The sequence below is a fragment of the Flavobacterium sp. Flavsp81 genome (assembly GCF_059491325.1).
Genome location: NZ_CP168505.1, coordinates 4,854,759 through 4,878,331, shown reverse-complemented (window position 1 = coordinate 4,878,331; position 23,573 = coordinate 4,854,759). Strand labels below are relative to the sequence as shown.

Annotated in this window: 10 protein-coding genes; all 10 read right to left on the bottom strand. The window is 35.2% G+C overall.

All coding sequences use genetic code 11. The features are described from left to right. Positions 1-77: 77 nt before the first annotated feature. Entirely contained in the window at positions 78-2,243 is a 2,166-nt protein-coding gene (locus ACEN92_RS20175) for a beta-glucosidase (protein WP_495640117.1), read from the bottom strand. 225 nt (positions 2,244-2,468) lie between these two features. Then, a complete protein-coding gene (locus ACEN92_RS20170) occupies positions 2,469-3,671 on the bottom strand; it encodes a hypothetical protein (protein ID WP_495640116.1) in 1,203 nt (400 codons plus the stop codon). 10 nt (positions 3,672-3,681) lie between these two features. Further along, positions 3,682-6,978 (bottom strand): VCBS repeat-containing protein, encoded by a 3,297-nt coding sequence (locus tag ACEN92_RS20165; RefSeq protein ID WP_495640115.1) that lies wholly within the window; start codon positions 6,976-6,978, stop codon positions 3,682-3,684. Between the two features lie 27 nt (positions 6,979-7,005). Then, positions 7,006-9,210: a CRTAC1 family protein gene (locus tag ACEN92_RS20160; RefSeq protein ID WP_495640114.1), complete on the bottom strand. Its 2,205-nt coding sequence runs from the start codon at positions 9,208-9,210 to the stop codon at positions 7,006-7,008. Positions 9,211-9,254: 44 nt separating this feature from the next. Then, positions 9,255-10,748 carry a vanadium-dependent haloperoxidase gene (locus ACEN92_RS20155; protein ID WP_495640113.1) on the bottom strand — a complete coding sequence of 498 codons (1,494 nt, stop codon included), beginning with the start codon at positions 10,746-10,748 and terminating at the stop codon, positions 9,255-9,257. A 159-nt stretch (positions 10,749-10,907) separates the two neighbouring features. After that, positions 10,908-11,450, bottom strand: coding sequence for a hypothetical protein (locus ACEN92_RS20150; RefSeq protein ID WP_495640112.1), 543 nt, complete (start codon positions 11,448-11,450; stop codon positions 10,908-10,910). A 316-nt stretch (positions 11,451-11,766) separates the two neighbouring features. Next, on the bottom strand, positions 11,767-13,266 hold the full coding sequence (locus tag ACEN92_RS20145; RefSeq protein WP_495640111.1) for a RagB/SusD family nutrient uptake outer membrane protein: 1,500 nt from the start codon (positions 13,264-13,266) through the stop codon (positions 11,767-11,769). 11 nt (positions 13,267-13,277) lie between these two features. After that, the gene (locus tag ACEN92_RS20140) at positions 13,278-16,283 is read right to left on the bottom strand and encodes a SusC/RagA family TonB-linked outer membrane protein (RefSeq protein ID WP_495640110.1); all 3,006 of its coding nucleotides are present in this window, start codon (positions 16,281-16,283) and stop codon (positions 13,278-13,280) included. Between the two features lie 482 nt (positions 16,284-16,765). Beyond that, positions 16,766-20,902 (bottom strand): hybrid sensor histidine kinase/response regulator transcription factor, encoded by a 4,137-nt coding sequence (locus tag ACEN92_RS20135; RefSeq protein ID WP_495640109.1) that lies wholly within the window; start codon positions 20,900-20,902, stop codon positions 16,766-16,768. 43 nt (positions 20,903-20,945) lie between these two features. After that, a complete protein-coding gene (gene xyl3A / locus ACEN92_RS20130) occupies positions 20,946-23,540 on the bottom strand; it encodes a xylan 1,4-beta-xylosidase (RefSeq protein WP_495640108.1) in 2,595 nt (864 codons plus the stop codon). Positions 23,541-23,573 lie beyond the last annotated feature (33 nt).

The window sequence follows — 23,573 nt, the reverse complement described above, 5'->3', positions numbered from 1 at the left end:
TAATATAGTTCACCAGAAGCGAACCATATTACTGCAAAATGGTATTGAATCTAATTTGATTTTTTTTGAAAACTAATTTATTGTACCGTAACCCTTAGGGTACTCACAATATTTCTGGAGGATGTACCAATATAGAGCATAAATTCACCGGGCTCTATTTTCCATCCAGAGTTTTTTTCATCATAAAAAGCCAAATCCTTTATTTTTACTTTTAAATCTACCGTTTTTTGTTCTTGTGGTTTAAGGAATATTTTATCAAATGCTTTTAATTCCTTTTTAGGCCTTAAAACAGACGAAACTGTTTGGCCAGCATACAATTGAACTACCTCTGCACCATCCACTTTTCCTGTATTTTTGATATTAAATTTTATTGTTATTTCATCATTTACATCATAGTTTTTTTTATCAGAAGTAACATTCGAAATTTCGAAAGAAGTATAAGACAGCCCGTAACCAAAAGGATACTGAGGGTTAATTTCTTTGGTGTCAAACCAACGGTAGCCTACTAAAATATCTTCATCATAGTTTACTTTCAAATCATGGCCGGGATATACTCCCAAAGCATGCGCCGGCGATTGGCTTAAAGTAACCGGAATGGTAAATGGCAATTTTCCGGAAGGAAATTCTTTCCCGCTCAACACATCAACCACAGCGTTACCTGCTTCCATTCCACCATACCAGCCCCACACTACCGCAGGCACGCGCGATTCAATTCCCGCCAGTTCAAGCGGAGAACCTGCAATAATTACCACTATGGTTTTCGGATTTGCTTTGGCTACTTCCTGAATTAAAGTTTCCTGTCCGTACGGTAAACGCATGTGCAGTCTGTCAAATGATTCTGAATCGAAATCATGGTTTAAGCCTGCAAAAACAATTGCCACATCAGATTTTTTGGCCTGAGCTACCGCCTCATCGATTAATTTCCAATCTACCTTATCAGTATTTAATTGGCCTTTGCTGCTTCTTTCTGCGATATAAGATTGTTTTTCATAGCCCTGTGCAAAATTTATTTGCATCGTCTTTCCATACTTCTCCGTTATTGCCTTAAGTGGCGTCACCTCATATAGAGCTTTTATTTCTGAACTAAATCCGCCACCGCAATGTGTACGGGTCGCATTATCACCAATAACAGCAACAGATTTTAAGGTACTCATATTTAGCGGCAGAATATTCGTTTCGTTTTTCAGTAAAACAATTGCTTCTACAGCAGAACGATAAGCTGCCTGCTGATGCTCTTTGGTATTTAAAGAACCAGCCTCACGTGTTTGGGGGTCTAAAACTTTCGTTTTAATCATGACCCTCAGAATGTTTGCCACTTTTTCGTTTACTACACTTTCTTTTATACGTCCTTCTTTTACGGCTTTAATCAAAGGATCTGCAAAATACCAATCGTCATAATTATCTTTTTCAGTTCCCATTTCCAGGTCTAAACCGGCCAAAGCTGCTTTCTCTGTACTATGAACAGCATCCCAATCTGACATATAAACGCCTTTGAAATTAAATTCATCTCTCAGAATCGTCCTTCCCAAATAATTATTTTCGGTACAATATTCACCTCGGAATTTATTATATGCCCCCATAACTCCCAATGCTCTGGCATCTACAATTGCAGATTTAAAACCGGGTAAATAAATTTCACGCAGAGCCCGTTCGCTCATATTTACATCAATCACAAAACGATTTTCTTCCTGATTATTGGCTATAAAATGTTTCACACAAGCCGCAACGTCTTTGGTTTGTAGTGCCTCAATGTAGTTTATTGAAAGTTGCGAAATAAGAAACGGATCTTCACTCAAATACTCAAAATTTCGTCCGCAAAGTGGTGAACGAATAATATTGATTCCCGGTCCAAGCAGGACGTCTTTTTTACGAAAACGTGCTTCTTCGCCTAAAACGACACCTCGCTGTTTAGCAAGTTCCAGGTTCCAGCTTGCAGCCATAGCCGTTCCCGGAGGGAAACAAGTAGAAGAGTCATTGGTTTGTCCTGTATATTTCCAGTTGTGACGGTTCATTTCTGCCCTGACACCGTGCGGACCGTCAGATAAAGCCCATTCCGGAATTCCAAGCCGTTGTATTGCCGAAGTGTAAAATTTAGAGTTACCATGCAGCATGCCGGCTTTTTCTTTCAAAGTCATTTTTTTTATTAACTGTTGAATTCTTTTTTCAGTCGCAGGATTCGTTTGCGAAAAAGAACTTTGGAAAAATATTGAAATCAAAACAGCAGCTATAAATCGTAATCTCATTTTTTTTATATATTTAGGAACCTTTTGGTTAAATTAAATAATTTGATTTTGATTGGTCAATGAAAAAACAAAATACATTAACAACTTTCAAAAATAGAGGATTAAACTATAAGAAGTTCATACAAATCGAGCATTTTATATAAGACATGAAGCAGATTAACGTACAGGTTATTCAAGATTTAGATTAAGTTTATTTACCAATATCAACTGCAATTCTGATATTTATTAAAGCATTGTTACTTTCATTTTTCTGTCTAAACTAAATCGGTAAGAATATCCTAAATTAAGAGAATAATCTGCAAAAGCGGCATCTCCCTGTACATGAACATATTTGGCCGGATCAGTGATAACCGAATTTTGCAAATTCTGACTGGCGATATCAGCAGCGCTCTGAATACGGTTTTTTACGATATTATAAGGAATAAAAAGACTAAAATTATGTTTCCCAATATGATAAGAAAACCCATATTCTACAGCGATAACATATCCGGGACGGCGATAAGCTATTTGTCCTCCAAAAGCATCATATGCAGGTATGCCTTCAATTCTCCCGGCTAACGAAACATTAAAATTTTCTTTTTTATCTACGGCTGCAGATAATCCTGCCCTTGCAAAATACTGGTCCGGACAGGCATAAATTTCGTAGCCTTCCAAACCTGCTTTTGGAGACGATTTAAATGTGCCATTGGATTCCTTTGGATTGAATAAATAATAGCCATTTGCAAATCCGTACAAGCGTCCGGTTAATTGTCTGAATACTTGTGCCTCTACCGAAACCCCGACTCCCCCATCACCCGGTTGTATAGCCTGATCCATTATCACCCTTTTTGTTGTTCCATCGGTTTGTGGTGCGTCATCCATTTTATCATGGCTTCCTGTGTTTAATTTTAATCCCAACCCCAGCATTATATTACCTTTATGAGCCGTTTTTGGATCAAAAAACCAGTAATTCACACTTAATCTGGCATCTGCAAAACCTTGTGCATAAACACTGTATCGAAGGGTATCTTTTACAGGCGTTGCTTGTCTTAGAACCTGAGAACGCTCGTTGTGTACATAAGGCAAAGTGGCGTTGACCTGGATTCTATTGGTTATTCCGTATGAAAAGTTAAAATCTAATGCATGTGAATAAATATTTACGGCGTTCCCTCTTTCATCTCCTTTTTCGTCATGCCCACCACCTGTAGTCTGGCGTTCCAGTTGTTCTTCTTTTCCAACAAAATGCCTCCAGGAATGAAAGTAGCGGTAATTTGTCCCGACCTGAAATTCGCCTTTTCCTAAATTATAAGAACTGGCAGAATTCATATAAAGCCCACCCATTTGACGAACGGCAACACAACCCTGAGCGTTACTTTTTTGGGTTTGAAAAGTGATTAAAACAAAGGCTGTAAAGATGTAAAGAGTATATAATGGAAATGTTTTTTTCATGATTATTTGTTTAATTGATTCTTACGCTTTGCAAAAACGAATTATTCTTTGTGACCAATAAATAGGTTTTACCTTTTACCTTAATTTTCTCCATGTTTTTAACATCCCCCGGAGTAAAAAATCCGCTTTCAATTGCTGAAATTGTTTTGAATTTTCCTTTGCCATCTCCTTTTAAAAACAATCCGTGACCGGCATCGTTTCTTGGAGTTTCTACTTCGGAGTTGTACATATTTCCAGTTATCAAAACATCGAGTTTGCCATCTTTATCATAATCATCAACCATAATCTGATTGATGCAGGTAAGCTGTGCTTCAACCGGAAGTTCGTGAATAATAAATTTGCCCTTTTTATTTTCCAAATAAATGCTGGCAAATGATTTTACTTTATAGTGCAAGGCTTCTTTAAGCGATTTTTCTGTGTAAACATCAACTAAAGTAGCTTCTGAAAAACTCTCGTAATCTTTGAATTTCTTCTTGATATTTGGAATCTGCTGAGACGAGCATCCACGGCCACGTACGGGATATTGCTTACCATCATTGTAGTAACTCAGGACAATGTCTTTATGCTTATTATTGTCAAAATCTTTTACATAAATATCAAAAGTTTCGTTTGGAGTTGCTTTATATTTGTAGTTCAGTCCATTGTTTCCTACGATATAATCCATATCGCCATCATGGTCAAAATCTCCCTGCTGAATACTCCACCACCAACCGGTCGTATCGTCGTTAAGTCCCATACTTTTGGTCACTTCTTTGAAACCCGCTGTTGTATTCTGGAAAATACGGATCGGCATCCATTCTCCCACCACAATAATATCGGCTAATTTGTCCTTATTAAAATCCGTAATTACAGCACTTGTTGCCATTCCTAAATTGGTAAATTCTTTAGGTGATTTTTTAGAAACTTCAAATTTGGGCTGTGTCGGTGAACTTATATTATGCAGTAAATAAGTCGTTGCCGGTGACGGATATTGTCCCGGAACCTGTCTTCCTAAAACCAAAAGATCTTGTTTTCCATCTTTATCATAATCAATAAGATATACTTTAGAACCGCTTGCCAGCATAGTTGGCAGAACTCCTTTTGGGGCTTTGGCAAAATCGCCTTTTCCGTTGTTCAGGTACAATCTGTCTTGCAATTTCGGGTCATTAACCAAAAATTCGTAACCGCCGCTCACTACATACAAATCATTATCGCCGTCATTGTCAGCATCAAAAATTAATGCTCCTGTATCCTCACTGGCTTTGTCGTCTTCGAGTGCCTGAATTTTCTTTTCTGCAAAACCAGTCGCATTCTGCATGAATATTTTTCCGGAGTAAGTGGCAGAACCTCCAATAAAATAATCCTCCAAACCGTCTTTATTTAGATCACCAACCGCAATGGCAGGGCCAAAAGTCGACATTTTATGAGGCAGTAAAACCTGATCTTTAAAATCATTGTATTGATTTTCTTCGTGTTTGAAAGACGGAAAAATTGTAGTTTCAGTTGCAAACAAATGGCTTTTTGGAGTTGTTTTTATTGCTATTTCTTCTTTGGCATCCTGTTCTTTAAAGATTAAAGTTTGATTTACCTTAACATTAGCTAATTTTTGAACCTTACCATTTGTCCAGACCACTTTTACCTCATCAATCGTTTTGTCTTTACCCACACCAAAATGCAATTCGGGAGCCACTGATGATTGAAATCCTCTGGTTAACGTAAGCTCCTGCATCTGCGTTCCTTTTTTCGTTTTTATATAAACACGGTTTCCTAAACCAAAAGTATTTTTGGTATTTCCTTTGAAATTTACTTTGATGTAATTATTGATTTTGGAACTCGAGTTTTCGAAAACTGAAGCGTAATCATCAATATTATTTACGACCAAATCTAAATCGCCATCGTTATCCAAATCGGCGTAAGCTACACCATTTGAAAATCCTTTAAATTCAATTCCCCATTTTTTATTGGCTTGTTCAAAGTTTAAATTTCCTTTGTTTTGAAACATAAAATTGTCAATTTTCTCCGAAGGGATTTCCTGTGATTTTTTTAGCAAATCTTTTGGCTGCAGATTAAGCGCTTCTAAACTATGGAAGAAGTCATTATTATTAATTTCTCTGCGGGTTCCATTCGTTACAAACAAATCTTTGTTCCCGTCATTATCAAAATCGGCGAATAAAGGTCCCCAGCTCCAATCTGTAGAAGAAGTTCCTGTAATGCGGGATACATTGCCAAAATGCGGAATGCCATTTTCATTAACTCCTGTATTCAACTGCATGCAATTGTGCATGTATTGATAGTTAAAACCAGCATTAACTACATCCCAAAAAAGTTTTGGATTCATACTGGACATGTTTGCTTTTTTACGACGATTGTCTTTGGCGTCCATATCAACCTGAAAAATATCCAGATTTCCATCGTTGTTAAAATCGGAAACATCTACGCCCATTCCGTAAAAAGAATTATGTGCCATGGCCTCTTTTACCACCTCCTTAAAAGTACCATCCTGATTGTTGATGTACATAAAATCAGGTGTATTGAAGTCGTTAGAAACATATATATCAGGCCAGCTGTCGTTGTTTAAATCGCCAATTGTGGCACTTAAGGACAATCCGTAATTTTTTACGCCGGCTTGTTCGGTCACATTGGCAAAATGGTTACCATCGTTTCGATATAAATGCCCTGATTCGTTGTCTTTGACATGAAGCATCATTTGTACATAATCACCTGTAGCCGAACTGAATTTTGTAGGCGGATAATTGGCCACAAATAAGTCTAAATCACCGTCTTTATCGTAGTCAAAAAAGGTTCCCTGAACACTGTTTCCAACATCATCAATGCCATATTCTTTGGCTTTTTCTGTAAAGGTTCCGTTGCGATTGTTGATATACAATTCATTGTTTTTAGGTCCGAATTTACCTCCAACGCTACAATAAATATCGAGAAAACCATCACCGTTTACATCGGCCATTGCAACTCCGGTATACCATCGCGAATCACCACCCACACCTGCTTTTTTGGTAAAATCTTCAAATTTTAGATTTCCTTTGTTTAGATACAATTTATTTGATACCTGGTTTCCTGTAAAGAAAATATCGACAAGGCCATCATTATTAATGTCTCCTGTAGCCACTCCTCCACCCAAATAAATATAATTATAGGTAAAGTAATTCAATGAATCATTTTCTTTCAGATTGTTGCTGAAATCAATTCCTGTATCGGAACGGTCTAAAGTTGCAAAAATTTTTTCGTCTGATTCTTTAGTCGAACAGCTGACCACTAATAATAAACCTGCCAAGCTAAAAAAAACTGCTTTTATTTTTATATTTTTCATGTTTATGCTTCTAATAAATTAAATTTTTCAAATACAAAGAGGAGAATGTGCTCCGGCAGTTGAAAAATGGATTTTTTTTAGGTCTATTTGGGAGAAGTTATTTTCCCCTTCAATAATTTTAATGTATTGATTGGGCTGTATATTTTTAAAGACTTTTTTCTTTTGATTTTTTGGCCAGGTAATTTCGATTTGATCAATGATTGTTGCCTGTCCAATTCCGATTTCCATTCTTAAAGCCGACGCACCAAAGCTGCCACCTGAATTTAAGATTCTGTACACCGATCTGGAAACTCCATTTTCTTTGAAAGTAACTTTTACTTTGGCTCCAATGGCAGAACGATTGCTGTTTGTTCCTTCTAGCTGTAATTTTATCCAGCGGTTGTTGTTTTGTCCGGGATTCAAGTATAAAGAATTACTGAAAGCATCTCCTAGATAAGCACCACCGACTTCTATAAAAATATCGTTGTCACCATCGTTATCCAGATCATTAATAGCTACACCATGGCCTTTTTGCAAATTTCCTACCCGGCCGGAAACCGTGACATCAGCAAATTTTCCGTTGCCCATATTTCTGAATAATCGATTTGGTGACAGTGATTTATAATCGGGATTTCCAGTTCCGAGGTACATATCAAGAAAACCGTCATTATCTATATCTCCAAAATTGGAACCCATTGCAAATACGGTTTTACTTAGTCCTGCTGCTTTAGAAACATCTGAAAAAGTACCGTCATGATTATTATGGTACAAATACATTTTACTGCTTTCATTTGGAATATTCAGCGCTTCCATGGCAATTTCGCCGGCAATAGAGCCATTAAATTGATAACCGCAAACAAAAATATCCTGCCAGCCATCGTTATCGTAATCCCAAAACCAGGTTGGAAAGGTCATTACATTAATACCTGCCAGACCTGCCTGATCTGTAACATCAATAAATTGTGGAATACCATTTTTGAGTCCTGTATTTTTTAATAATATTTTTCTTTTATTCATTCCCGAGAGAAACAAATCAATATCGCCATCATTATCATAATCAGCTGATGTTGCCCCTTTTATATATGCGACAATATCACATTTTGCGGCTTTGGCAACATTAGTAAATGTTCCGTCCTGATTGTTCAGATACAATTCTGAAGGATATGATTCATCTGATGATTCGTTGCCTATAAATATGTCCAGATAGCCGTCATTATTAAAATCATTCCACGTTCCTGCCTGAGTAGGAAACTCAGAATATAATCCGCTTTTAATGGTTACATCCGTAAAAGTGCCATCGTCATTATTTCGTAACAATGAGTTCGGCTGTCTTCCGTATTTACGCATCCAGGCGCCTCTTAAAACCAAAATATCGGTATCCCCATCATTGTCATAATCCGCTTGTATCATACTTAATCCCCCTTTAAAACGGCCTAAATTTGATTTTTTGGAATAGTCCAGGTATTTCCCATTTTTATCATTTTGATAATAGTGCATCGCTCCACCCAGACTCCAGTCAGAAGTTACAATATCCAGATAGTTATCGTTATTGAAATCATCAACAATAACTCCTCCTGACATATTTCTGCCCTTTATGCCTGTGTTTGCGGCAACGTCCAGAAAAGGTTTTATACTATATCCTGAATCTTTGTTCAGATTGGGTATCAGCCATTGTTTCGGAACTTCTGACGGATAACCACCAAGTGTCATATATGCTATATTAAGCAGCCATCGTGATTCATAATCATCAGGGTTTATTGCTAATAATTTTTTATAAACGGCAATTGCTTTCTGAGATCCTTGTCGAATCGTATGAATCCCATTTTTTTGTATGGGCATAATACACGACTCAGGATTATGGTAATTCACACAATTTTGTTTTTCCCCGAGTCTCATGTACGCAATGCCTAAAGATTGCAGTGATTTTGGATTGTTTCTCCCATCCAGCTTTTTCATTCTGTTGATGGTACTTTCCATAATAGCCACAGCTTCCGCTTCTTTTCCCAGTTTTAATAATGCATTTCCTTTATTTAACTCATTGGATAATTTGAAAAAACCTTCATCAGAGCTCTTGATTATGGAGTCATAATAAGCCACTTCAGTTTTTGACGCAAATGCATTATCTTTCACATCATACATTTTTTTTCTGGCTTCCAAAATCTTAACCATCTTATCATTTGGATTGGAAAAATAATCGCAGGACTGCGTTAGAATAAGGACTATAAATAGCGACGTTAATTGTTTAATTTTCATAATTAAAGCATTTACAGATTGGGCTACTTTGTTGTGAATCTTATTCAATTCTCTGCTACTGTCTCCATAGTTTTATTTCCTATATGCATATTATAAAACTTCCATTCTTCATGTGCCACATCTCTGCCCAGTTTTAATCCCTGAATATTATCTGACTGAATATGATAACCTCCCATCACTCTGGAAATTCCGGCCATATTTGCTGTTTCAGTTAGTGTGTTGAATTTCAGAACCACTTTTTTTCCTAGATTATCACGCTCTGTCATAGCTCCAGCTACCAATTCTACAGATTGACCAAACTCATCGCTGCCTGTCCATAATCGTAAAGCTTCTGCACAACCCCCGCTTATTGTACTGTGACCTGAAACATAACTTGGAAAAGGCGGGCATAAAAAGGTATCCGGAGAAAAAGGTCTCCAGTCTTGTCCCTGTATCGCGATAGTTCCTTTTCCCGGGCCTCCCCAGGCACTAATCGGTTTATCAGCATAATAGTAATGTACTAACGCATTTGGTCTTGATGAATCATAAAACATTTTGGTATCCCAACAGGCAATAAAACAATCCATTGCTGTTATCTGGTTTAAAAAATACATTTTAACATCCTGATCTAAGGTATGATTGTCCCTTCTGGAGATATCCTGAGCAAATTTTAACCAGTGCCCGGCTTGCTGAACTGATTTTGGTCCGTCTCTCATAAACTCAACCAATGCTTTGTCCTCATCAGTTAATTTGGCTTGCAGAGCGATCACTTCATCAACTTCTTTTTTGAGTTTTTCTGAACCAAATAATGGTGGAGGAACAGAACGGAACTGATCACCTGATTTTAATCCAACAGGTTTCACTTTGTTCCAAAAAGGAGTTAAACAGCCAGGGGCGAATTTCCCGCCTTTTCCATCAGAAAAATATTTAGGCTGCCAACGGTTAATATCATTCAATTGATCTACTGTATTAACAGGCTTATAATTGGTATAATCAAAAAATGCTTTTCCATTTGAACCCTCTTCCTCTGCATATTGGTTAGATCCATCTCCTCTTCGTGCTTCAATTACTGCTTTGGCCGCCAAATTGCCTATTCCTTCAGGAGTTTTAGGGTCCAGGGATTTATTTGTCGGGTCAAGGCCCAATTCTTTCATATAAGAAGAAAACAGCTCTTTATCACTATAAAAATATTCACAAAGTGCTCCGTAAGCAGCATAACTTATTGCAATTTCTTTATTTTTTAAGTTTTGGTCTTTATTAGGTCTTCTTTTAACATCTTTTAGATATACCGGAGTCGCTTTTTTATCATAACGGCTCCAGGCATCAAAAATGGCTACAAAAGTTAATCCTAAAAGCCGGGATGTAACGGTTGGTCTTGGCCTAAATCTGTCCGTATCATTGGCAGTTGCAAGAATGGCTATTTCGCTCCACTTATAGGCAATGTTATTTTTGCCTGTTGGTTCTGTAATTTGATTCTTGTTCTCCTTAATCTGGGCAAACGTATTTACGCTTAAAGCACTAAACAATAATGCATTAAACAAAAATTTATAAATTTTCATCTTGGTTATCTTTATATGGTTTTTGAATAGCTTTCTTATCAATTAGGATTAATTGATGTTATGCTAAAATTGTAAATAAGCAGATTTATCCCTTAATTAAAAACTAAAGGTTTAATTCCTGTAATCAGGTGTTATTTACATTTTAACATCAGGGAAACGCTAAACCATATCAGGAGGGGGATCATTGGTAGTAAAATATACCGAAAGAAGGTTTTTTTGTGGAGGGTATGAATTTAAAGTAACAGGAGAAACTAATTTTACTGAAGCAGGTATTAAATTTATTGTGTTACCCTGAATGTAATCCTGAATGAAGAATTTTATTATTTTTTTACCTGGATTTTCCTTATTTGAATTCGTATCAAATAATTGACTATCAACAATTGTTTTTAGATCTTTACTCAAAACGTCTTCATGAGAGTTTTTGAGGCAATATAATTTTAAAACATTGTTTATAATTCTTTTCTTAAAAACATGATAGGTTTTGTTTTTGATTATGACATCTTCATTGGCATCTTCAATGCCAGAATCAACAACATAGGCATACGGGGTAATTTTAACTTCAATAATTTCAAAATTTTGATTTTCAGTTTTCTCCATAGCATTCACCCACACTTGCTCTTGTTGTTCAGCAAACATGATATAAAATCCTAAAACATTGTAAAACAATGTTACGATTAAAAAAAGTGAAGCAATTCTTTTCATACTGAATAAAATTTGGCCTTTGTTACTAAAAACTTTATTTAATATTGAAACATATTTATTAGAAATTATAGTCCTGCAACCATGAATTTAAGCATACAATGCATTATCAAACACAATTGAAAATAATCCTGTTGGACAAGATTCCTGAGTTAATTTGTGCTTGTTCACTTGAAATTAAAGTAAAAAGAGTATCCGAATTGATATAAGTACATTAAAGCTTATTGTTTAAAAAAATATAATAAACAGCGCATATTAACATGCGCTGTTTGTCAAACTACTAACTTAACTAACTCAACCTAAACTTAACTTCTATAATTTAGTAACCAGGATTATTATCACTTGGTTTTATATTCGGATTTGAAGATGTTTCTCTGTTTGGTATTGGCCATAACTCACTTTTACCAGCTTTAAAACCAGTTCCTGCCAATTCAGTAGCAGCGATACCCCATCTTATTATATCATCAAAACGAACTTGTTCACCAGCTAATTCCACTTTGCGTTCGTGAATAATCGCTGCGAAAACAGCCTCTTTTGTTGGAGCAATAGCAGTTAATAAACCTGCTCTGTCCCTAACTTCTTTGATATACGCAATAGCGGCTGTCTGTGAACCTCCTGCTCTTTGGTTTTCGCATTCTGCCTTCATAAGCAATACATCTGAATAACGCATAACCTTGAAGTTGATACTGGAGTCCAGATTTTCATCTGTACGTTTATAATAGTTTTGATATTTTTTCCAGCCTGCTCTTCTAAGACCTTCTGAGGACTTAAAATTATCAGCAGTCATTGTATTGGCCCCATTATTATATTTTGATCCCGGTACATAAAAAGTATCGCCAAAACGCTTGTCACCAGGCTCATACTCATCTAATATATCATCTGACGGATATACATTATACCATCCCAGGTTACCATATTCCTGGCCTCTAAGTGTTGATTCTGCAACACCGTCTCCAGCAGTATCACTACCCCATTTATCTCCTACTCCTAATTTTTCATCATATTCGATTTCAAAAATTGATTCCGGACCATGCTCTGTTTCATCCATGAAGTTATTGTAGAAATTAGGCTCTAAACTAAATCCTGTAACATTATTAAAAGCAGCTAAAGCCTCATCATATTTTTTCTGATACAATAGTGCTTTTCCTAAATAAGCATAGGCTGCCTCTTTAGTTGCTCTTCCTATATTTTGTTTCAGAGTTACGTTTGTACTTTTACTAAATAGGTTTTTTGAGGCAAAACCAAAATCAGCTTCAATTAATTTGTAAACTTCTTCTTTAGGACTTCTGGCAGCACCAACGATAGTTTGTGTGGTATAAATTGGTAAATCACCAAAACGGGGCACCAACAGAAAATAATAATAGGCTCTTAAAAAATGGGCTTCTCCTAAATATTTATTTTTTTCCTCTTGTGTTAGAATTGTCTCTGGTAAAGCCTGAATTTTTTCTTCATTATCCAATACAAAATTTGCTTTGGATATCCCTAAAAAACAAGCTTCCCAATAATACTGAATAATGTCACTGCTTGCATCAAAAGAAAAATTAAGGAAAGGTGTTTTGTTACCTTCTAATTGTGGATTTCCTTTATTTTCCTGAGACATATTGTCCAATGCAAAGAAAAGATGCCTTGCATACAGTCCTCTGGTTTGCAGGTTTGCATAGGCTGCATTTACAGAAGATTCTACCTGATTTTTTGTTTTGAAGAAAGTTTCCGGGGACAACGCATTTGGATTAGTTAATTCTAAATCCTTAGTGTCACATGAATTTATTACACAAATTCCTGACAATACTACAACTATATATTTTATTTTTCTCATCATCTTTTTATATATTAAAATGTAACTTCAAGACCAAAAATTACTGATTTTGGCTGTGGATATCTTCCTATATCAATTCCGGCAGAATTTGCATTCGTATCTACGCGCGCGATTTCAGGATCTAAACCGGAATAATCTGTAATAGTGATAAGATTTTGCCCGCTTACATAGAATCTTACACGTGAAAAATACTTCTCGAATGTGTCTCCGGATAATGTATATCCTATAGTAATATTTTTTAATCTTGTGAAAGAACCATCTTCAACATATCGCTGACTGGCTGAATTCCAGTTTTGCTCCGCACCGCGTGCTCTCGGTAATGTAGCTGATGGATTAGTAACAACTCCACCTGTAACAATGGCTCTGTCCTGAACTTCTGCACCTGAGTTGAACAAACGCTGCATAGCTGTTAAATCAAATTTATTCGCGTTAAAAATATCATTCCCATGAACACCTGTTATAAAACAGTTAAAATCGAAATTTTTATATGCTGCTGTAAGGTTTAAACCGTATGTAAAATCCGGGTATGGATTTCCGATATTTATTTTATCATTACTGTTAATTACTTTATCCCCATTTTGGTCTACATATCTGATATCACCTGGTTGAATAATAGTTTGGCCCGGACCAAAAACAGCATCTACTTCAGCTTGGTTTTGATATATTCCATTGGTTTCATAACCCCAAAAATAGAATAATGGCTGACCCACTTCCAATCTCGAGAAGCTCTCTAAACCAGCTCTTCCTGATGGCCCGCCCAGCACGCTGGTTACACCTGGTGCTAAATCTGTTACTTCATTTTTGCTGGTACCTAAATTCGCTACGGCAGACCAGGTAAAATCACCTTTTCTGTCATTGTAACCCAATGTTATTTCATATCCGCTTACTTTTATATCGGCAATATTTTGTATTTGAGTTCCTCCCGGAGAACCAGTAGAAGCGGCAAGTGGTACTGCAAAAAGAATATCACTGCTTTTATTGTTAAAATATTCTATAGATCCAGTGAATTTTTCGTCAAATAAACCAAAATCCAAACCTATGTTTCTATCTTTTTTAGACTCCCATTGCAAATTTGGATTTGGAACACTGCCAGAAGTAGTACCTATTCCTGCTTGTCCATTAAATGGGTAAGTATAATTTGTTGCTAAACTCGAACTATATCTATAATCGTCTATTTTGTCATTACCTGTTGTTCCTGTAGTAGCTCTAAGTTTCAGAGTACTAAAAATAGAATTAGCCATAAAACTTTCCTTTGCAATATTCCACCCTAAAGCAATAGAGTAGAAATTACCAAAACGTTTATTAGCTCCAAATCGGGAAGAACCGTCTCTGCGCCCTGAAACAGCAAATAGGTATTTATCATTGTAATCATAATTAATACGAGCTACATAACCTAAATTATTAGTCTCAAAATTATTAGAACTTAAATTAGCGTTCTGAAGACTCAACTGATCAATTTCATCAGAAATTAAATTGCGGCTGCCAGCTGTAACATTCCGGCTCTTATTCTCAATTTTAGTTATAACTCCTACTACTTCTAAATTATGTTTATCAGCAATAGTGGTTTTGTATGTTAAACTATTATCAAATACAATGGTTTGACCTTGAGAATTTATTTCTGCAGTAGACGAATAATCCTGAAAATGCGCTGTACCATCACGGAAGCTGGGAACAAATGTATGATCTCTGCTGGTATAATAATCTAAGGCAACTTGTGATCTGTATTTTAAGCCCTTGTAGATTTCTAATTCAGCATAGATGTTTCCTATTATAGACAATCCATTAATTTTTTGATATCCATGATTTGCTACACGTACAGGGTTCTCTGCATCTTGTCCATCAGCAGCTGATGGACCTTGATATCCAGCCAGGTTATTTGCATTATAAACAGGTAAATAAGGGGCCATTTTAATAGCATGCTCCAATAATGTTCTGCCTCCTGCACTGCGCTCCGGATTAGTTGTACTAAAAGATACTCCAATATTGCTTCCAATCGTTAACTTCCCAACGTTTTGTGTATTATTAGCTCTGAAAGAATAACGTTCGAAACCTGTACCAATAATTGATCCTTCTTGTTTCAAATACCCTGCAGAATAACGACTTGTAGCATTGTCTGTACCATTTGAGAAGCTCACGTTATAATCCTGCATCAAACCACTCTGAAAAATCTGGTCTTGCCAATTGGTATTTATATTGCCAAATTCAGCTGCCCTTGCAGTCAAATCACTTCCTAAATCTTTAGCATATTTAAGATATTGTTGTGTATTTAAAACATCATATCTTTTAGTAACGGTTTGAGAACCTACGTAAGAGCTAAAAGTTATTTGGCCGGGACCTTTTTTACCCTTTTTTGTAGTTACCATAATTACCCCGTTAAAAGCTTTTGAACCATATAATGCAGTTGTTGAGGCATCTTTTAAAACCGACATGGATTCAATATCATTAGGGCTTAACCCTGATAAGTTACCTACTAAAACACCATCAATTACATATAAAGGAGCACTATTATTCATTGTAGCTAAACCACGAATAGTAACTGTGGGACTGGAACCAGGGGCACCATTGACAACAGTAACACCTGCTGCCCTGCCTTGTAAAGCGGACTCTGCATTAGTAATAGGTACTGCCGTAATGTCTTTTGCATTTACTGTTGAAATTGCTCCCGTCACCTTAGTTCTCTTTTGAGTACCATAGGCAACTACAACTTCGTTTAATACTTGCGGGGATTCTATTAACTTAACATTAATTACGGTTTGTCCTCCAACAGTAATCGTTTGTGAAACTAAGCCTACATAAGAATATGTTATTTTGTCCGTAGCATTTACTCCTTTTAAAGAGTAATTGCCATCAAAATCAGTTGATGCACTATTTTTTGAACCTTGTACATTAATGCTGGCACCAGGCAAAGGAACTCCTGAGGGATCGGTAACCACACCCTGTATGGTCTTTGATTGTGCCATCATATTTTGATTGCTAATTATTAGCAATGCGATTATTGCAAATTTTAATTTTAACATCATATTAATTGGTTTTTTGTTTGGTTTTAGAGATATAGTTGTAATTTTTTTTATTGATTATGAATTTAGTTTCAGCGATAAATTGTTTCACATTGTTTACTAATTATTGCCGGATTCATTTAATATTGATCAACTCAAAAATATAATGTTAACATAAATTTGCATATTAAAAATGATGCAAAAACTATCAAAATTGTCGCATGGAAGTTTAAAAAAGCCAGTTAATCAGCATTTTACATAATTTTAATGAAAAAAAAGTAAATAATGTATTGCTAATAATAGCACTCATTTAATTTTGGAAGTAAAAAAAATAAACTATTTATGAATATTTGATAATTATCAAAAACCAAAACATTCCTTAAATTAATTGCGGGTTTTTAATAACTAAAAACAATAATGTTATTTTACAATTCAAATTCTCCGAAATAGTCTATTGGAAAAAAAAAAGACGGTATAAACCGTCTTAATTAGCGCTTAAGAAAAAGCTATTGTTTCTTATTATGGGTAGGCAGGTAACCGTATTTATCTTTGTAACATTTTGTAAAATATGAAGGAGAGCTGAAACCAGCTTTAAAACTAATTTCAGTCATATTATCATTACCCAACGCTATTAATTCTTTAGCTCTTTCTAAACGGACATTCCGTATAAATTCATTTACCGATACACCGGTTAGTGTTTTAATTTTTCGATACAATTGGCTTCTGCTTAAAAATACCTTTGAAGCCAAATCCTCCACACTTAAATCAGTTTCACTAATATTTTTATTAATGTAATCCAGAACATTTTTTATAAATTCATTATCTAAAGTGGTTGTTTTTTCTTTTGCTTTTGGCGTAATTCCGTTGTAGAATTTATTGAACATAATCTGCCTGCTGTTAATCAATTGTACCAAACTGGATCTTAAGATATCCATATCAAAAGGTTTGCTCAAATACATATCCGCACCCGAATCGATACCTTCTAACCTGTCCTTCACTAATGCCTTTGCAGATAACATCATTAACGGAATGTGACTCGTTTTTAAATCTGCTTTAATATTTTTACACAACTCTAAACCGTTCATTACCGGCATAATGACATCTGTTAAAATCAAATCAGGTAATTTCTGAACAGCTAATTCCAAACCAACCTTACCGTTCTCTGCTACTATAACTTTATAGTCTTTTTTAAGTTCGTTTTTTAAATAATTTCGCAGTTCCACATTGTCTTCCACAATCAAAATAGTATAAATCCGATCGTGTTTTTCCTCATCTTCCTGTGATTGAATTTCTTCCTTTTCAGTTATTGGCGTATAACTTATTTTTTTCTTCGTTTTAAATTCTTCCAGCAGTACTTCGCTTTCATTAAAAAATTCCTTTCCAACAGGAAATAGTAATTTAAAAGTCGTGCCCGCTCCCAATTCACTTTGTACTTCGATTATTCCTTTATGTAATTCTACAAATCCACGAACCACTTCTAATCCTATTCCTGTACTTCCATAATAGGCTTTATTTAAGTTATTTACCTGATAGAACCGGTCAAAAATTCGCTTAATATCTTTTTTGTCTAATCCCGAACCCGTATCTTCGACAATAACCTCAAAAGAAGGATGAGCACTACCTGAACTTATCAGGGGAAAATGAATTAACTCTTCGTTAATCTTTATTTTTACCATTATTTTGCCATTATCGGGAGTAACTTTAAAAGCATTTGAAATTAAATTGAAAATAATTTTCTCAAACATTTTTGGGTCAATCCAATCTTTTAAAGCTGTTTTATTAGATTCAAACTGTAATTGGATTCCACGACTTGATGCTTCCTCGTCAAAATAACTTACAATTTCTTTTGCAAAACTAACTACTTCAATTAGTTGCAACTGCAGGGTCATTTTATTAAACTGCAATTGGTTAAAATCCATTAACTCATTGATTAATCTTGAAAGTCTGTCTGAACTTTTTTGAATTGTCTGCAATTTATTCAATACAGCACCAGGTAAATCTGAACTGTAATTCCTGATAATATCTCCTAATGGATTTAAAATTAAAGTCAGTGGTGTTCTAAATTCATGCGAGATATTAGTAAAGAATTGTAATTTTTTATTATTTAATTTTTCAATTTGAATGGCTTTTGTTTTTTCAAATTCTATCATTTGTTTTTGTTTAAAACGGTTTTGATAATATTGATTGGCAAAATAGATGGCTGCTAACAGCAATAAAGAATAGAATAAATAGGCAAACCATGTTTTCCACCAGGGTGGTAGAATTTCAATTTTTAATTCTAGTGGCTTTTGACTCCAAACTCCATTTCTTTCGGCTGCCTTTACCTTAAAAACATAGTTACCAGGCGCTAAATTAGTATAAGTTGCCGAGCGCTTACTGCCCACATAATTCCAGGAATCCTCAAAGCCTTCTAAATAATAAGCAAATTCATTTCTGGCAGGAAAGGAATAATTAACGGCAATAAAATCAATGGTAAATACTGACTGATCATGCTTAAGAATTATTTTTTTTGTTTGGGATATTACTTTTATCAATGGTGAGTTTTTTTCAAGCGGCCCTACTGATTTATTAAAAAGTTTTAGATCCGTAAAGTAAATTGAAAGCTGTTTTTTACTTTTAACTAAATTTGCAGGATTAAAGTAGTTCAGGCCTTCATAACTTCCAAAATACAGCAATCCGTTTTCATCTTTGAGAACTGAATTATTATTAAAATCATTTCCCAACAAACCGTCATATATAGAATAATTTACGGTGGTTTTGTTTTTTAAATCAAGCTTTGTAATTCCTTTCTTCCCGCTTAACCAAATACCCCCGTCATTAGATTCTACAATAGATGAAATTGATTTTTCACGAAGCCCTTTGAAATTTATATACCATTTAAGGGTGTCTGTTTTTTTGTTATAGCTGAACAAACCTGCACCATCGGTACCAATCCAAATTTCTTTGTTTTTAGCCTCATATAAAGTATTAATAGTATGGGTACTTTTATGATTTTTTAGCTTTTCAGACATTTTATTGCGAAAAGAAACCACTGAAAAAGTAACAAAATCATTCGTAGTAACCTTGTACAAACCCGTTGTTGAACCTACCCAAATAGCATCATCTGAGTCTGCCATCACCTTTCTGATATCTGAATCCAATACTCCGTTGGTGTCAAATATTTTTGAATTACAATGGTGAAACTCACCATCTGAAGGAGTATAATAATGCAGGCCTTTTGAAAAAGTTCCTATCCAAATTACACCTCTGGAATCTTCAGTAATACTCATAATATTGTCTGATGCCAAATTAGGAGTATTCCTTGTATTGTAATTTATAAAATTTCTGCTTCCTTTTTTTAAAACAAAAACGCCTTCATTCCAACTGGATAACCAAATATTCTGTTTTTTATCAACAAATACATTGGTTATATTGTCATTGGTTAATCCAGAATAAAAACTGGTATCAAATCTGGTAATATGTTTAAACTGTTTTGTTTTAGGATTGTAAACGTCAACCCCTCCGCCTTCCATAGAAATCCATAACTGGCCTTCATTATCTTTGGCAATACCGGTAACACAGTTGGTTTGCAATGATTGTGGATTTCCAGCCAGGCTTTCAATAATATTTACCTTGCTGTTTATCTTATCAAAAACCCCTAAGCCTTTGTTATAATAGCCCAGCCAAATTCTATGCTCTTTATCTAAAAATAAAGACCAGACAGAATTTGAGCTTAAACTGCGAGTATTGAATTTGCTGTTTACATATTTTTTTTGAACAACACCCTGATCGTTTACAATGATTAAGCCATCATTTTCTGTAGCACAAAGAATTGTTTTAACATCTGTTGCCAGTATTGACATAATTCTTTTTCTGGTAATAGGATACGATACAGCCTGTTTAACTTTAGAATATAAATTTACCTTTACCAGTCCATTATATCCATTTCCAATCCACAAATTTTGGCTGCTGTCAAAAAACATAGAGACAATTGTTCCGGAGAGCAATTGATTGTCTTTTTCAATTTTTACTTTTTTGATCTCGTTTTTTATAGGGTCAAAAACTTTTAAACCAAAATTAGTACCTAAATAAATAGTTCCTTTTTCATCTTTTGCTAAGCAGTTGATAAGATAATTTGCTGCATTTGGGATATCTGGCTTAATACCCATAATTTCCCTGGATTTAACATTTAGCTTAAGTAGACCATTATTAAACGTTCCTAAAAAAAGATCCCCATTATTATCCTCAATGATACTTTTTACAGAAATTACAGTTTTTTTTCTAATTTTTTTCTGAATATCAATACTTTCAAAAGTATTTAAATTCCGATTATATAGGCACAATCCCTCATCCGTACCCACCCACAACCGGTTGTGTGTATCAACGTAAGCAACATAAATCAGATTACTGTTAATAGAATTCGTCTGCTCAGAGTTTTGCTCATAAGCCACATAATCTATCCCATCATACTTATACAAACCTGCGCCATTTGTTCCAATCCATATAAATCCAAATTGGTCCTGTGTAATTGTATAAATGCCGCTTTTTGAAGTCTCTTTGTTTAATAACCGAAATTGATAGTTTTCAAATGCATTTTGCGAAAACAAACTATTTGTTATAAAAAATAAACTAACGATAATTCTAAAACATTTTCTTTTTAACATTATAAATGATTAGCAAATTAAATAGCAGTAAAATAATTCTGATTTATTGTACGAATACCTTACTCATTTTTAAATCTTTAGCTTCTGAGCTTGTACCATAATACACCTCATATTCACCAGAAGTTACATTCATTCCCCGAATCTTAGAATCATAAAATTCAAATGATGATGACGGTAAATCGATTGTTACATTTTGACTTTCGCCTGCTTTTAAATTGATTCGTTTAAAACCTTTCAATGTTTTTAAAGGACCGTCAATATCATTTACTTTTCGAACATAAACCTGAACAATCTCTGCTCCATCACGTTTACTAATGTTTTTTATTTGAAAGCTTAATTGTGTATTTTCATTCCGTTTTATTTTTGTCTTACTCAGGTTTGCTGTACCAATATTGAATTTAGAATAGCTTAAACCAAAACCAAACGGGAACAAAACATCTGTTGTGTATCTGTAAGTACGTCCTTTCATCGAATAATCTTCAAAGCCACCTAATATCTCTGAATTTTTATAAAATGAGACAGGCAGTTTTCCTGCAGGATTATAGTCCCCAAAAAGAACATCAGCAACAGCCTGACCTCCGGATTCACCTGGATACCATGCCTGTAAAATAGCATCGCAGCTTGTTGTTTCTGGTGTAAAAGCTATTGCAGATCCGGAGCAGTTTACAAAAACTACTTTTTTGCCTGCAGCTTTAAGCTCTTGCAGACACTTTCTCTGAACAGCAGGAAGTTCAATATTTGTTCGGTCTCCTCCTTTAAAACCGGGATAAGAAACGGGCATTTCTTCTCCTTCAAGCAAGGTAGAAAGCCCTCCCACAAAAATTACGGTATCGATACCTTTTAATTTTTGAATTAATCCTCCGAAATCTATATCAAACTCTTTTCCAAAATCGAATTCAAGATTTGCCTGCCAATTGTTTGACTGGGCGTAAAGAATTTCGATTTTATATTTTTTACCCGCTTCAACCGGAAATGGAATATTCCCCGGAACAGTGCGCCAGTTGGTATATTTTGCTATGGATTTACCGTCAACTAATAATTCAAAGGCTCCTGTTGCTCCGGTTTTAAAAACAAGAGTGTCATTTGCTTTAGCTGAAAATTCTGTTTCATATTTTGCCGAAAACCCTTCTAGTTTGACTCCGGAAGCAAATTCGTGCTGACCGGCAGTAGTTATTTTTATAGGATTTAAAATCTGCCGGGATATTATGCTCTTCCCTTCTCTATTCGGATTGTTCCAATAAGTCGCTTTCATTCCTTTTTTTCCTTCAAATGAAATCTGGTCAAAATAAGTTTGATTTACTTTGTCTTCAACTAAATCACAGGCTTTATCATATACTATTTTATTTGCTGCAACTTTTGATTCTATTCCGCTCTTAATGCTAATTGTTTTGACTGGCGTTCCGTTATAATTCCCCCATAACATCGGTTCATTATCAGCATTCGGGCCTATAACTGCGATTTTGCTTGTCGTTTTATTTAAAGGAAGAATGTTGTTTTTGTTTTGTAAAAGTGTCATTGACTTTTGAGCCATTTCAAGTGCTAACTGTTGATGTTCTTTGCTATTAAGCACAGATGCGGGAATTTGAGCCCAGGGCACTATAGCGTCATCATCCATTTCGCCTAAATCAAAACGGCCAACTAATACGCGAAGCAGGCTTTTATCAATATCGGCTTCTTTTATTAAATCTTTCTCAACCGCTTCCGGCAAATTTTTAAATGGATATTTTTCCCACACACATTCAACATCAGTACCTGCAAGTACGGCTTTTGATGCTGCATGCGTTGCATCAGACGAAACTTTATGAGTTGTATAAAAATCAGTAACCGCTCCGCAATCCGAAACCACCAGATATTTAAATCCCCACTCATCACGAAGAATACGCTGCAGTAAACGAGTATTACTGCAACAAGGTTCATCGTCTAAACGCTGATAGGCACACATTACCTGACGCACGTCGGCATCCTGTACTAATGATTTAAAGGCCGGCAGGTAAGTTTCATATAATTCCCGTGGATTTACATTATTTAAATTCAATTCGTGTCTGCTCCATTCCGGTCCTGAATGAACGGCAAAATGTTTTGCGCAGGCCAAAAGTTTACGGTATTTAGCAGCTGCAGGACCTTGCAGTCCCTTAACCACTGAAACCCCCATTCTCGAAGTAAGATATGGATCTTCTCCATAAGTTTCCTGACCACGGCCCCAGCGTGGATCTCTAAAAATATTAACATTAGGAGTCCAGACTGAGAGGCTCAAAAAACGTTTATTCTCATTACCGTTTTGAATCCATTGATTATATTTTGCCCGGGCTTCATCTGACACAGCATTGAAAATATTGTATACTAACTGATCGTCAAACGAAGCAGCCATACCAATTGGCTCTGGAAAAACAGTAACATTATCGTTATTTGCATAGCCATGTAAGGCTTCACTCCACCAATTAAATTTTTTAATTCCAAGTCTCGGAATGGCATCACTCTGATCACACATTAATACTGCCTTTTCTTCAAGGGTTAATCTTGAAATTAAATCTTTTGCACGTTCTGTTGAACTAAGAGAAGGATTCTTAAAAGGATATTGCTGCGCGTTTACACTAAAAAAATATAATAAGCTTATGATATATAGACAATTAATTTTCATGATTATAGTATTGAAATTAATGTATGGCTTTTT

What these genes read in the sequence shown, in the direction of transcription:
- ACEN92_RS20170 (WP_495640116.1), bottom strand. Translation starts at nt 3,671, where the DNA reads ATGAAAAAAACATTTCCATTATATACTCTTTACATCTTTACAGCCTTT.
- ACEN92_RS20140 (WP_495640110.1), bottom strand. Translation starts at nt 16,283, where the DNA reads ATGATGTTAAAATTAAAATTTGCAATAATCGCATTGCTAATAATTAGC.
- ACEN92_RS20160 (WP_495640114.1), bottom strand. Translation starts at nt 9,210, where the DNA reads ATGAAAATTAAACAATTAACGTCGCTATTTATAGTCCTTATTCTAACG.
- ACEN92_RS20135 (WP_495640109.1), bottom strand. Translation starts at nt 20,902, where the DNA reads ATGTTAAAAAGAAAATGTTTTAGAATTATCGTTAGTTTATTTTTTATA.
- ACEN92_RS20175 (WP_495640117.1), bottom strand. Translation starts at nt 2,243, where the DNA reads ATGAGATTACGATTTATAGCTGCTGTTTTGATTTCAATATTTTTCCAA.
- ACEN92_RS20165 (WP_495640115.1), bottom strand. Translation starts at nt 6,978, where the DNA reads ATGAAAAATATAAAAATAAAAGCAGTTTTTTTTAGCTTGGCAGGTTTA.
- ACEN92_RS20145 (WP_495640111.1), bottom strand. Translation starts at nt 13,266, where the DNA reads ATGATGAGAAAAATAAAATATATAGTTGTAGTATTGTCAGGAATTTGT.
- xyl3A (WP_495640108.1), bottom strand. Translation starts at nt 23,540, where the DNA reads ATGAAAATTAATTGTCTATATATCATAAGCTTATTATATTTTTTTAGT.
- ACEN92_RS20155 (WP_495640113.1), bottom strand. Translation starts at nt 10,748, where the DNA reads ATGAAAATTTATAAATTTTTGTTTAATGCATTATTGTTTAGTGCTTTA.
- ACEN92_RS20150 (WP_495640112.1), bottom strand. Translation starts at nt 11,450, where the DNA reads ATGAAAAGAATTGCTTCACTTTTTTTAATCGTAACATTGTTTTACAAT.